The sequence below is a fragment of the Bradyrhizobium sp. WSM4872 genome (genome assembly GCF_055811715.1).
Window position 1 is genome coordinate 64921 of the sequence record NZ_JBVVPT010000026.1, and the last position, 12596, is coordinate 77516.

A 12596-nucleotide genomic window follows, 5' to 3' on the forward strand; every position below is an offset into this window, starting at 1 on the left:
GCAGTGCAACATGGTCTAAAGCTCTGCTTGCGAAGATGGTCCGAAAAAGGGCAAAAGGCCGCACAGACCGTTTTCAGCGACGTTCCGTTTTCAGTTGACGAGACGGCCCTCAACCGAAGTATGTAGCGGATGCACAGCCCAAATCCAGACATGTCTCAGCTGTTCGCGGACCGCCAGGCCCAGCGCAGCGCCCTGCATAATCGGCATCTGAACGAGCAGTTCGTTCGGGTTCTGAAGACCATCGGCTACGATGTCGGCTTCCAGAAGGGGCAGGGACAGTACCTCTACGACCGCGACGGGGCGCGCTATCTCGACCTCTTGTCCGGTTTTGGCGTGTTTGCGATCGGGCGCAATCATCCGGTCATGCGCGAGGCGCTCAAGAGCGTGCTCGATGCCGACCTGCCCAACCTCGTCCAGTTTGACGTCTCGGTGCTTGCCGGCGTGCTTGCCGAGCGGCTTTTGAAGTACGTCCCCTATCTCGACAAGGCGTTCTTCGCCAATTCCGGCGCCGAATGCGTCGAAGCGGCGATCAAGTTCGCCCGCGGCGCCACCGGCCGTCCGGGGATCGTCTATTGTGCCCACGGCTATCACGGACTGACCTATGGCGCGCTGTCGCTGACCGGTGATTCGAACTTCCGCACCGGCTTCGAGCCGTTGCTGCCGGGCTGCACCTCGGTCCCGTTCAACGATCTCGCCGCGCTCGAAAAGGCGCTGGCCTCGCGCGAGGTGGCGGCCTTCGTCGTGGAGCCGATCCAAGGCAAGGGCGTCAACATGCCCAGCGACGAGTTCCTGCCGGGTGCAGCTGCGCTCTGCAAGAAATACGGCACGCTGTTCGTCGCCGACGAGATCCAGACCGGCATGGGCCGCACCGGCCGCTTCCTCGCGGTCGAGCACTGGAACGTCGAGCCCGACATGGTGCTGCTCTCGAAGTCGCTGTCCGGCGGCCATGTGCCGGTCGGCGCGGTGCTGACGCGCAAGAGCATCTTCGACAAGATCTTCAACCAGATGGACCGTGCGGTCGTGCACGGCTCGACTTTCTCCAAGAACGACCTGGCGATGGCCGCGGGCATCGCCACGCTCGACGTCATGGAGTCCGAGAAGCTGATCGAGTCCGCCGCCAAGCGCGGTGCCGAGCTGCGCCTCGCGCTCACGCGCATGGTGCCCGGCTACGAGCTGTTGAAGGAAGTCCGCGGCAAGGGCCTGATGATCGGCGTCGAGTTCGGCCCGCCGAAATCGCTGCGGCTGCGGGCGTCCTGGAACGTGCTGGAGGCAGCCAACAAGGGCCTGTTCTGCCAGCTCATCACCGTGCCGCTGTTCAAGGACCACAAGATCCTCACGCAAGTCGCCGGCCATGGCAGCCACACCATCAAGCTTCTGCCGCCGCTCACCATCACCGAGGAAGATTGCGGCTGGATCGAGCGCGCCTTCGACGACGTCATCGGCGGCAGCCACAAGGTCCCCGGCGCGATCTGGTCGCTCGGCAAGACGCTGGTGGACAACGCGGTGAGGCGGTCGGCGTAACCTGATCCCTCAGGCCGCCTTGGGCTTGTTTACAGTCTCGATGCGGTCGAGCGCCTTGCCGAGATCGCGTTTGGCAATCTGGATATCGTAATCGTTCTGGAGATTGAGCCATAGCTCGGCGGTCGTACCGAGGGCTTTGGCGAGTCGAAGTGCTGTGTCGGCGGTGACCCCAGTCTGCTCGCTCGCGATTCGCTCGATTCGCGTGCGGGGAAGGCCGCATGTCTTGGCGAGCGCGCCAGCCGACATGTCTAGCGGAACCAGAAATTCCTCCCGAAGAACCTCACCAGGATGCATGGGCTTTAATTTTTTGGCCATCCTCACGTCTCCTAGTGATAGTCCACAATCTCGACCTCGGCGGCGCCCTGCGCTGTCCAGACGAAGCACACTCGGAACTGATCGTTGATCCTGATCGAGTGCTGTCCCTTGCGATCGCCCGCGAGGGCCTCAAGACGGTTGCCGGGCGGCGCCCTTAAGTCGCTGAGTTCGCTGGCTGCGTGCAGATAGCGCAATTTCCGACGCGCAACCTTCACCAGATCAGCCGGAAAGCCTTTAGGGCTTTCGCTGTCAAAGACCGCCTCAGTCGTCTTATCCCTGAAGGTCTTGATCACTCAGGCAATGTATCACTATCTGATACACGGTTCAAGGTCCCGCGTATCAACGAGGCCGCTACCCCTCCACATTCGCCTTCATCGCCGCCTCGAACTTGTCGACGAACTCGGCGAGCTCGTCTGCGCCGAGATCGCTGACGGCCCAGAAGTTCAGGCCGCGCTCGCCCCAGCGGCGGCAGTTGAAGCCCTGCATGGTCTGGGTCTTCGGCGGCCGGTGTTCGGTGTTCGATGTCTGCGACACGAACAGATTGACCACGTGCTGCCGGCGCTTGTAGACGACCGCACCGATGGCACGGGCGTCGATATAATCGAGCCTGCCGCCGACCAGCGTAAAACCTTGTGCGGTGAGGTCGATGACGGGCGGGGCGACGTCGAGCTTGCCGTTGAACCACGGCTTCACCGTGTGCTGGTCGGTCGACACCACGTCGATGAGGTGGCCGGCCTGGAGCGAGCGCAGATGCGCGGAGACGACCTCCGACAGGATGCGCTGCTGGTCGTCCTGGCGCAGCACCAATGCGACAACGCCGGAGGCGGCGAGCGCGGAGACTGCCGAGCCCATCGCAAAGCCGCGCAGCACGGAGCGGCGGCTCGGCTGTTGACGCTGCGGCTGCGGCTGCGGCAGCGAAGCCTCGATACGCGCACGCAGGCTCGCCGGTGCGGTGTAGCGCAAGTCGGCGTCCGCGAGCACGCGCTGCATGTCGCGTTGGGCCGAAAGCTCCGCAGCGCAGGTCGGGCAGCTGGCGATATGAGTTTCGACCTCGCGCGCATGGCCGGCATCAAGCTCGTTGTCGAGCAGCGCGTGAAGCAGCATTCTTGCTTCGTCGCAGGTCATCTTGCTTGCTCCTCATCCGCCGTCCAGGCCGCGCGCAGCATGGCGCGGGCGCGGGCGAGGCGGGACATCACAGTGCCGACGGGGGCACCGACCGCCTCGGCGATTTCACGATAGGACAGGTTGTTGATCTCCCGCAGCACGAATGTTTCCTTGAACGGCTCGGCGAGCGCGTCGATCAGCTTGCGGATCGCGCCCGCATCGCGGTTGCGCAGCACCTCGGTTTCGGGGCTGGCCTCGGTCTCTTGCCAGACCGGCGTCTGCTCGGCAGCGCCGGGCGTATCGTCGATCGCGCTGTGCCTGTGGGCGCGCCGTGCATATTCGGCATTGCAGACGTTACGCAGGATCGCCAACAGCCAGGGCTTCATCGCCGGCCCGCGATAGCTGTCGAAATGCTTCAGCGCGCGCAGATAGCACTCCTGTACCGCGTCCTCGGCATCGGAGGCGTCACGCAACAGATAGCGCGCGAGCGTGTAGACGTCGTCGAGATGGGGCAGAGCCGCCTCGCGGAAGCGTTGCGCCTTCTGCAAATCGTCGTTGGCAGGCATCGCTCCTCGCTTTGCCTCTTGTTCTGCTCGTTGCTTCGTGTCGTCGCTGTTCGTCTCGTCCCTGTTCGTCTTGTCTCCGTGTGTGACCGAAGGCACATGAGCCCGGCCGGCGTGGGACCACCGGCCGGGCAAGACGTTGATGCCTTGGTTCGAGATGTTACTCAACCTTGATCATCCCCGTCATGTGCGGGTGCAGAGAACAAAAATATTTGTAGTCACCCGCATTGGTAAAGGTGAACGAGAACTTGTCGTCAGTGTCCAGGGTCTTGGACCTGAACTTGCCGGCCGACACCACGGTGTGGGGGATGTCGTCCCGGTTGGTCCAGGTCACGGTCGTCCCGACCTTGATCCTGAGCTCGGCCGGCTGGAAGACGAAATTGTCGATATGCACCTCCATGTCGTCGGCATGGGCGGTTGTGGCGGGTAGCAGCATGGCCGCGGCCAAAGCGAGACCGAAGGCGACACCGAGGTCGCGGCGATTGAATGTATTCATTGTCAGCTTCCGTTAGTCCTGCATCAACCCTGGAGCGGCGTGTCGATGATCGCGAGCCGCTGCTCGTTCTGCTTGAAGTTGATGCTAGCCACACCGAGCATAGCGCGGAGCTTTGCGTCCTCGACCTTCATCGGTCCGGGCGAGGGGGCAGCTCCCGGTGCCGGCTGCGGGAAGGCGGTCGAGCGCGCGGTATGGAAGGTGACGTTACCCTCGACCTTCTGCATCACCTGGTGGATGTGGCCGTTCAGCACGGTGACCGAGCCAAAGCCCTTCACCTGGTCCAGCGCGCGGGCGCCGTCCTCAGTGCCCCAGCCCCACTCGGGATAAACGGTCCAGAGCGGGATGTGGGCGAACAGCACGATCGGCGTCGATTTCGACTTGCCGCGCAGGTCGTCCTCGAGCCAGGCCAGCTGCTCGGCGCCGAGATTGCCGAGGCCTCCGGCCTTGAGGTCGACGACATTGACGAGGCCGATGAAGTGCACTCCGCCGGCGTCGAACGAATACCAGCCTGCGCCCTTGGTGCCGCGGCCGTAGCGCTCGCGATAGAACTTCACGTCCTCGTCGAGGAAGTCATGCTCGCCGGGCACGTAGTGCACGTCGAGCTTGCTCTGCGAGATGATGCGGTCGGCATTGTCGAACTCGGCGGCCTTGGACAGATGGGTGATGTCGCCAGTGTGGATCATGAACGACGGCTTGACCGGCATCGCGTTGATCTTGTTGACGGCTTCCTCCAGCGTGCCGAGCGCGTTGGGATTGGCCGGCTTGTCGAAGCCGACATGGCTGTCGCTGATCTGGAGGAAGGTCATTCCGGGCGCGACCGCGGTCGCAGCTTGCGCGGAATCGATGATGCCGAGCGAGCGCGGCACGCCACCCGTGATGGTCCAGAGCACCCCGGTGCCGGCCCAGGTCATGCATTCCAACACCTTGCGGCGGCTTAAGCCGTCCTCGCCGTGATCGTGTCCGCTCATCGCGCAGCTCCACTTCGCCCGGAATTGGGCTTCGGGGAGGTGATTGGGGGAGGAGGGGACTTATTCCCGGACGCGATGACGTTTTCGTGAGGTGGTTGGACGCGTAGCCCGTATGGAGCGTACCGGAATGCGGGCCAAATCGAGCGTCCTCTCCCGGATTCGCTACGCCCCATCGGGGCTACGCATTCACTTCGCATCCTCCAAAATCATCGTCGCGCCTTTCTCGGCGATCATCGCGGTGGGCGTGTTGGTGTTGCCCGACGTGATGGTCGGCATGATCGAGGCATCGACAATGCGAAGGCCGCCGAGACCGTAGAAGCGCAGGCGTTCGTCGACCACCGCCATGGGATCGCTCACCGCGCCCATCTTCGCGGTCCCGACGGGATGGAAGATGGTGGTGCCGATGTCGCCGGCAGCCTTGGCGAGTGAGGCATCGTCGTCGCCGACGGCGGGGCCGGGCAAATATTCGCTCGGGCGGTATTTTGCCAGCGCCTTCTGCTGCATCAGGCGGCGCGTGGTGCGGATGGCATCGGCGCCGACCTGGCGGTCGTCATCGGTTGAAAGGTAATTCGGCGCGATGATGGGCTTCTCGTCCGGCGTCGCCGAACGCAGACGTACGGTACCGCGCGAGGTCGGCTGGAGATTGCAGGCGCTCACCGTGATCGCGGGGAAGCGGTGCAGGGGATCGCCGAATTTGTCGAGCGACAGCGGCTGCACGTGGAACTGGATGTTAGCGCGCGCGCGGGTCGCATCGGAGCGGGTGAAGATGCCGAGCTGCGACGGCGCCATCGTCAGCGGCCCGCGGCGGCGGAAGGCGTAGTCGAGGCCCATCAGGCCGCGCCGAACCAGATTGTAGTAGGTCTCGTTCAGTGTGCGCACGCCCTCGACCTTGTAGATCGCGCGCTGCTGGAGATGATCCTGCAGATTGCGGCCGACCCCGGGCTTGTCCATCACGATGTCGATGCCGAGCGGTGACAGCCAGTCGGCGGGTCCGATGCCCGAGCGATGCAGCACCTGCACCGAGCCGATCGCGCCTGCCGAGAGGATCACCTCGCGCTTCGCGCGCGCCTCGATGATTTCGCCATTCTGGATGAAGCGCACACCGACGGCGCGGCCCTGCTCGATGATCAGGCGGTCGACCAGCACATGCTTTTCGAGCCGCAGGTTCGGGCGGTTCAGTACCGGCTTAAGGAAGCCGCGCGCCGACGACCAGCGCCGGCCGCGCTTCTGATTGACGTGGAAATAGCTGGTGCCTTCGTTGTCGCCGGTATTGAAATCCGGGATGCGCATGATGCCCATCTCCTCGGCTGCATCGCCCACGGCATCGAGGATGTCCCACGCCAGCCGCGGCGCCTCGATGCGCCAGCCGCCGCCGGCGCCATGATGCTCGCTCGCACCGAGGAAATGATCCTCGAGCCGTTTGAACAGCGGCAGCACGTCGTCATAACCCCAGCCGGTCATCCCGAGCTGGCGCCAGTGATCGTAATCGGCGGCCTGTCCACGCATCGAGATCATGGCGTTGATCGCCGAAGAGCCGCCGATCACCTTGCCACGGGGATAGGCGAGCGAACGGCCGTTCAGCCCGGGCTCGGCCTCGGTCCTGAACATCCAGTCCGAGCGCGGATTGCCGATGGCGAAGAGATAGCCGACGGGAATGTGGAACCAGATCCAGTTGTCGTCGCCGCCGGCTTCGAGGACGAGGACGCGATTGCTGGAATCGGCAGACAGCCGGTTGGCGAGGATGCAGCCCGCCGTGCCTGCCCCAACGACAATATAGTCAAACTCACCTTCGAGCCGCCTTGGCATTATGCTTCCATCCAACAGGAGTCATGGCCGGCTTGTCCCGGCCATCCACGCGCTTTCCGTTCTAATAGTCAGACGTGGATGGCCGGGACAAGCCCGGCCATGACGAGAGGACAGACCTACCCCAGACCCTCCGCCAGTTGGGTGGACTGGTGCTTGCATGGTAGACAGGCCTGCATTTTCAACAAAACTTGAGACCCTCCATGCCCATCGTGAACCGCGTCGCCGACCTTCAACCCGATATTCAGGCCTGGCGCCGGGACATCCACCAGCATCCGGAGTTGCTCTACGACGTCCACCGCACCGCAGCATTCGTCGCGGACCGCCTGCGCGAATTCGGCTGCGATGAGGTCGTGACGGGCATCGGCCAGACCGGCGTGGTCGGCGTGATCAAGGGCAGCAAGGCGGCCGGCGAGGGCCTGAAGACCATCGGCCTGCGCGCCGATATGGATGCGCTGCCGGTCGAGGAGCAGACCAACCTGCCGTACGCCTCGAAGATCCCGGGCAAGATGCACGCCTGCGGCCACGACGGCCACACCGCGATGCTGCTCGGTGCTGCGCGTTATCTCGCCGAGACCCGCAACTTTGCCGGCGATGCGGTGGTGATCTTCCAGCCCGCCGAGGAGGGCGGCGCAGGTGGAGCGGCCATGGTCAAGGATGGAATGATGGAGCGCTTCGGCATCGAGCAGGTCTATGGCATGCACAACGGTCCCGGCATCCCGGTCGGCTCGTTCGCGATCCGGCCGGGTCCAATCATGGCGGCGACCGACGAGGTCGATATCATGATCGAAGGCCTCGGCGGCCATGCCGCGCGGCCGCACAAATGCGTCGATTCCGTTCTGGTTGGCGCGCAGGTGATCACGGCGCTACAGTCCATCGTCGCGCGCAGCGTCGATCCGCTGGAATCGGCCGTGATCTCGATCTGCGAATTCCACGCGGGCAATGCCCGCAACGTGATTCCGCAAACGGCAACGCTGAGGGGCACCATCCGCACGCTGTCGCCGGAGGTGCGCAAGCTGGTCGAGAAGCGCGTGCACGAGGTCGTGGCGGGCGTGGCGCAGATCACCGGCGCCAAGATCGACCTGCGCTACCAGCGGAATTATCCCGTGGTGAACAACCACGCCGCGGAGACCGAGATCGCGCGTCGCATCGCCGGGCAGGTCGCGGGCGAGGCCAATGTGCTCGAGATGCCGCCGCTGATGGGCGGCGAGGATTTCGCCTATATGCTGGAAGCGCGTCCCGGCGCCTTCATCTTCTGCGGCAACGGCGACAGCGCCGGCCTGCATCACCCCGCCTACAATTTCGACGACGAGGCGATCGTTTACGGCACCTCGTACTGGGTCAAACTGGTGGAGGGCCAACTCGCGGCGTCGTAAGCGCGGGCGGTGTCAGTCTGGTCTTTTGATCGTCGTGGCGATCTTCTGCAACGCCTCGGCATTGGCTGATACGCCGTTGCGCGAACACGGTGCGTTCGGCTCAAAGCCGAGCGCGCCGTGAATGAATTTGCGGGCGGCCTCCGACAGCGCCCAATCCATCGGGGGCTCGAAGATACTGCCGTTGACCATGTCCTTGCAAAGCATGAGCGGCACGAACTCCGCGGTGACGTTCGGCGGCAGGGCCGGCGTGTTGACGAAGGCGTTCATGATGTGAACTTCGTGTCCGGCTCGGCTGGCGAACAGGCCGAGGAGTGGCGCGAGCGTTTCATTGAGCAGCATCGCGGTGTTGCCCTGCTCCTCCGGTGTTTCCTGCCTCGCCGTGGGCTCCGGCGCCGCTTTCGTGCCGCCGGTCGAAAGCGATTGCTGCGTCGGTTGCTCGCCCGGAGGACGGGATTGCTCTGTCGTTCCGTCGAAACCGACGAAGACGAAGATGAAGTGGAGGGGGTCGGCCCGCTCCGGTAATGCTGCGATCGCCTGCGCCAGTTCGCCGAGAGTTGCGACACCTGCCGCGTCGAAATAGCCGCCATCCAAGATGTGACCTTGCCGTTTTCCGTTCTTGGTCAGAGTGCCGGCCGGGCTGATCCACGGAAAGCGGGCCCCATTATGAATTGCGGTCGATATCGCAACGTCGCGCATTGCGATCTGGTGGAAGTCATCCGCGTCGATCGCTTTGCCGAGATTGACTGTGCTGGTGAGAATCCTCCGGCCGGTCTCTTCGCTCGCGCCGTTGACGATGAGAATCGGGCGCCAGGGCTGGCCCTTCTTGGGGGCGAGCGTCAGGAAGGGTTTTTGCAGCAGATATGCGCAGTTCGTTCCACCAGCCGGGCATGAGTCGTCCCAGGCTGCCTCCCAGGCTCGTTCCAGCGCCTCGGCGCGATCGGGCAGGAATGCGAAGGGAAGGAAACGCTGAAGCAGGTCGGGAAACAGCATGCCCGTCAGGCTCGGACTCAGCGCATCGTCGCCCGTGAACTGGGGCAGGCTCTTGGCGAGCTGCCGGGGCGGGACGGCGGGCTCGACATGAAGGAAGGCAGAGTAGCCGACCGCTCCGACGCTACCGCCCGAGACCGAGCTGATCGCGAACAGGCTCTGCGCGAGCTGGCCGTTGCTCGACTGATGCAGAGCGCCCAAGACCTCCCCGGTCCAGTCTCCGGCTCGTGATGCTCCGCCCTCGGACGCAACCAGCACCATCGGAAGTGCCCCGCCTTTCAGCGGATCCTTCTGTTGTTTCCGCCAGGTCGCATAGGCCTCCGCGAGCGTGAGCCGTTCGGCGACTCCGACCGGCTCAGGACCTCGTCCGAACGCGCGACGGCCGACGGCGTGATTGTCCATCCAGAGACTGAAAACGCCCGCCGCGACCAGCGTGGCCGCAACGACGGGCAGGCGAAGACCGCCTCCGGTCTGGATCGCGATGATGGTTGGCGGGATGATCAGCCCGATGCCGATGAAGACGACAGCAGGCGCACCGAAGGCATGGCCAAATGTCACCGGCGCTAAGGTCGCGAACGCCATCAGCGCGACCGCGAGCAGCAGACTTGTGCCGATCCACCAGGGCGCAAACCCAATCCGTCTTGAGCCCGGACGAAAGCGCCTGGTCAAATCTTCGCGCTTGATCAGAAAGGCAAGGAATCCCAGTGCCACAATTACCAGGACGATGGGCAGCCCGAAATTCCTTTGCGGAATGAGCGCAATCAGGACGAGAAGGAATGGAGCAACACCGAGTATGCGAGGTACCCATTCCAGCAGTCGTCTCGGCCGCCAGCTGGTTCGGTCGAGGCCGTAGTTGAAGTCGATCAAGAGCCGCGGCCAGAGCCAGGATTGAATTCCGAGGAACAACAGCCCGAGGACGAAAGCGACGAGCTGACGTTTCGGCGCCTCGAGCGAGTCGTCTCCGATGGCACGTACGAGGTCGATGCCCTGCGGCAGAAAGGCGAGAGCCAGCGAGGCACCTAGCACGAGGATCGCCAGGGTGCCGATGCCGCGGGTTTTCTCGAATGTCCGGCGGATCAGGAGCCAGCGTCCCGTAAGGCCCTGGTAGGTATCGGCGTCGTCCTCTGGAATGCCTGCCGCAATGCCGCCGCGAACGGCCGTCAGCTCGACGGAGCCGTGATTGTTGCCGTACTTGCTGAGCAGGTCGTTGGCATAGAAGGTCACCTGGCCGGAGTTTTCGAACCGGTGAGTGCAGCCCCGCCCGATTGCGAAACGTTCACTGGTGCCCGGGACCTCGCCGCACAGGCAGAACCAGTTCTGACCTGCAAAGCGCGGTTGAACCTGGAAAATATCGGCGAGGAAATTGCGATACCCATCGGGCCCGCACGATATAAACCAGTCCTTCCAGCGGCCGTGGGCACTGAAAGACCAGGTCTCTCCGGCCTTTACCTGCGGGCCTTCGTTCATCGTGCACTTCGAATTCACCTCGACAGGGCCGAAATGGTCCAACGCGCCATCGCATTTCGATGAGGTCGTCATGAAATGATCAGTCCCGCAAAAAAATCGATCCGGCAATCGGGGCGCGGGGACCTGACAAGGTCCGCCGGACCGTGGATCGGCGAGCATGTAATCATGCATTGAGACGAACCACAATCTGAAGATGTGGATGGCTTCCGGACAATCGACGGCAGGATGGTTTTGGGCGCGCGTCGGCAAAGCAAAAGGCCCGCTCTGCTCGGAGCGGGCCTCCTGGCTGTCAGCGGTGCCGGTCTTTGGCTCAGAAGATCCGCGAGAAGATCACGTACAGTGTGCCTGACAACAGGATGGCGACCGGCAAGGTCAGCACCCAGGCCATCACCATGTTCCTGATGGTGGCCACCTGGAGACCCGAACCGTTCGCGGCCATGGTGCCGGCGACGCCGGACGACAGCACGTGGGTGGTCGAGACCGGCAGGCCGAACACGTCGGCGGCGCCGATCGTGGCGGCGGCGACGAGCTCGGCGGAGGCACCCTGCGCGTAGGTGAGATGGGTCTTGCCGATCTTCTCGCCGACGGTCACGACGATGCGCTTCCAGCCGATCATGGTGCCGAGGCCGAGCGCGATGGCGACCGCGACCTTCACCCAGGTCGGGATGAACTTGGTCGCGCTGTCGAGCCCGCCCTTGTAGGCGTTCAAGGTCGCGACCTCGTCCTTGCTAAGGTCGTTTTCCTTGTCCTTCATCAGGAAGCGGATCGCTTCCGAAGTCAGGTACATGTCGTTGCGGGTATTGCCGACGACTTCCGCCGGCACCTTGTTCAGCGAACCGTATTTCGCGACCTGCTCGCCGACATCCTTCACCAGCACTGCCAGCGAAGGATAAGTGCCTTCGCTGATGTGATGCGAGGTGACGTACTGCGTCACCGCAGGACGGGGGTCGCCGATGATCGCATGGCCGGCGCCCTTGGCCGCAACCACCTTGGAGGCGGCTTCCGAGACCTTCGCGAACTGGGCGACCTGCGACTCCGGCAATGCGCGGTTGAGAGCATAGGCCGTGGGCACGGTGCCGATCAGGATCAGCATGATCAGGCCCATGCCCTTCTGGCCGTCGTTCGAGCCGTGGGCGAAGCTGACGCCGGTGCAGGTCAGGATCAGCAGGCCGCGAATCCAGATCGGCGGGGCTTTGTTGCCCTCAGGAGCGGCATAGAGCGCCGGGTTCTTGATCATCAGCTTGAGCAGCAGCAGCAGGCCGGCGGCGCAGACGAAGCCGACCAGCGGTGACAGCAGGAGCGCATAGCCGATCTCCGTGGCCTTGCCCCAGTCCACACCCGAGGTGCCGTCGCGGCCGCGCATCAGCGCGTTCGCGACGCCGACGCCGATGATCGAGCCGATCAGCGTATGCGAGGAGGAGGCCGGCAGGCCGAAATACCAGGTGCCGAGGTTCCAAAGGATCGCGGCGATCAGCAGCGCGAACACCATCGCGAAGCCGGCGCTGGAGCCGACTTGCAGGATCAGCTCGACCGGCAGCAGCGAGACGATGCCGAAGGCGACGGCGCCGGACGAGAGCAGCACGCCGAGGAAGTTGAAGAAGCCCGACCACATCACCGCGACTTCGGCCGGCAGCGAATGGGTGTAGATCACGGTCGCAACTGCGTTGGCGGTGTCGTGGAAGCCGTTGACGAATTCGAAGCCGAGCGCGATCAGGAGGGCAACGATAAGGAGGATATAGGGCAGGTAGCTCGTGACCCGCGTGCCGGTCGCATCGACATCCGAATAGATGCTGTAGGCCACATAGAGCAGGCCCGCGGCGAGGATGCCGAAGAACAGGATCAGTGTCAGCGGATTGAAGCCCTTGTCGAGATTTGGCCGCGAGGCCGGCTGGATCGGCGCGGGATCGGCTACCGCGCGGTCGAATGCAACATCGGTCATGTCTGGACGCCCCTTAACTTTCTGTAAGGGCTATTGTCCCCGATGGATTTGAAGGCT

General features: G+C 63.8%; 11 protein-coding genes. 2 read left to right on the forward strand and 9 right to left on the reverse strand.

All coding sequences use genetic code 11. The features are described from left to right. The first annotated feature begins 129 nt into the window (after positions 1-129). Positions 130-1521 (forward strand): aminobacteriohopanetriol synthase HpnO, encoded by a 1392-nt coding sequence (hpnO, locus tag AC0L3C_RS27575; RefSeq protein WP_473409502.1) that lies wholly within the window; start codon positions 130-132, stop codon positions 1519-1521. Positions 1522-1530: 9 nt separating this feature from the next. On the opposite strand, the gene AC0L3C_RS27580 is transcribed toward hpnO, so the two are convergent. The 7 genes from AC0L3C_RS27580 to AC0L3C_RS27610 form a co-directional block, all read right to left on the reverse strand. Continuing rightward, positions 1531-1836 carry a HigA family addiction module antitoxin gene (locus AC0L3C_RS27580; protein ID WP_473263065.1) on the reverse strand — a complete coding sequence of 102 codons (306 nt, stop codon included), beginning with the start codon at positions 1834-1836 and terminating at the stop codon, positions 1531-1533. Between the two features lie 11 nt (positions 1837-1847). Then, positions 1848-2129, reverse strand: a complete 282-nt coding sequence (locus AC0L3C_RS27585) for a type II toxin-antitoxin system RelE/ParE family toxin (protein ID WP_473277691.1) — start codon at positions 2127-2129, stop codon at positions 1848-1850. A 58-nt stretch (positions 2130-2187) separates the two neighbouring features. Further along, on the reverse strand, positions 2188-2961 hold the full coding sequence (locus AC0L3C_RS27590) for an anti-sigma factor family protein (RefSeq protein ID WP_473277692.1): 774 nt from the start codon (positions 2959-2961) through the stop codon (positions 2188-2190). Then, positions 2958-3506 (reverse strand): sigma-70 family RNA polymerase sigma factor, encoded by a 549-nt coding sequence (locus AC0L3C_RS27595; RefSeq protein WP_473277693.1) that lies wholly within the window; start codon positions 3504-3506, stop codon positions 2958-2960. The genes AC0L3C_RS27590 and AC0L3C_RS27595 overlap by 4 nt, the downstream gene beginning before the upstream one ends. 157 nt (positions 3507-3663) lie before the next feature. Further along, the gene (locus AC0L3C_RS27600; RefSeq protein ID WP_473263070.1) at positions 3664-3999 is read right to left on the reverse strand and encodes a cupredoxin domain-containing protein; all 336 of its coding nucleotides are present in this window, start codon (positions 3997-3999) and stop codon (positions 3664-3666) included. A 23-nt stretch (positions 4000-4022) separates the two neighbouring features. Next, on the reverse strand, positions 4023-4967 hold the full coding sequence (locus AC0L3C_RS27605) for a metallophosphoesterase family protein (protein ID WP_473263071.1): 945 nt from the start codon (positions 4965-4967) through the stop codon (positions 4023-4025). A 186-nt stretch (positions 4968-5153) separates the two neighbouring features. Then, positions 5154-6773: a GMC family oxidoreductase gene (locus tag AC0L3C_RS27610; RefSeq protein ID WP_473263072.1), complete on the reverse strand. Its 1620-nt coding sequence runs from the start codon at positions 6771-6773 to the stop codon at positions 5154-5156. A 200-nt stretch (positions 6774-6973) separates the two neighbouring features. Between AC0L3C_RS27610 and AC0L3C_RS27615 the strand changes: the two genes are divergently transcribed. Then, positions 6974-8146 carry a M20 aminoacylase family protein gene (locus AC0L3C_RS27615; RefSeq protein ID WP_473263073.1) on the forward strand — a complete coding sequence of 391 codons (1173 nt, stop codon included), beginning with the start codon at positions 6974-6976 and terminating at the stop codon, positions 8144-8146. Between the two features lie 12 nt (positions 8147-8158). Here the strand turns inward: AC0L3C_RS27615 and AC0L3C_RS27620 are convergent, their stop codons facing one another. Both AC0L3C_RS27620 and AC0L3C_RS27625 read right to left on the reverse strand, forming a co-directional pair. Continuing rightward, positions 8159-10672, reverse strand: coding sequence for a hypothetical protein (locus AC0L3C_RS27620; RefSeq protein ID WP_473409503.1), 2514 nt, complete (start codon positions 10670-10672; stop codon positions 8159-8161). Positions 10673-10910: 238 nt separating this feature from the next. Next, positions 10911-12539: an inorganic phosphate transporter gene (locus AC0L3C_RS27625; RefSeq protein ID WP_473277698.1), complete on the reverse strand. Its 1629-nt coding sequence runs from the start codon at positions 12537-12539 to the stop codon at positions 10911-10913. Between the last annotated feature and the right edge of the window lie 57 nt (positions 12540-12596).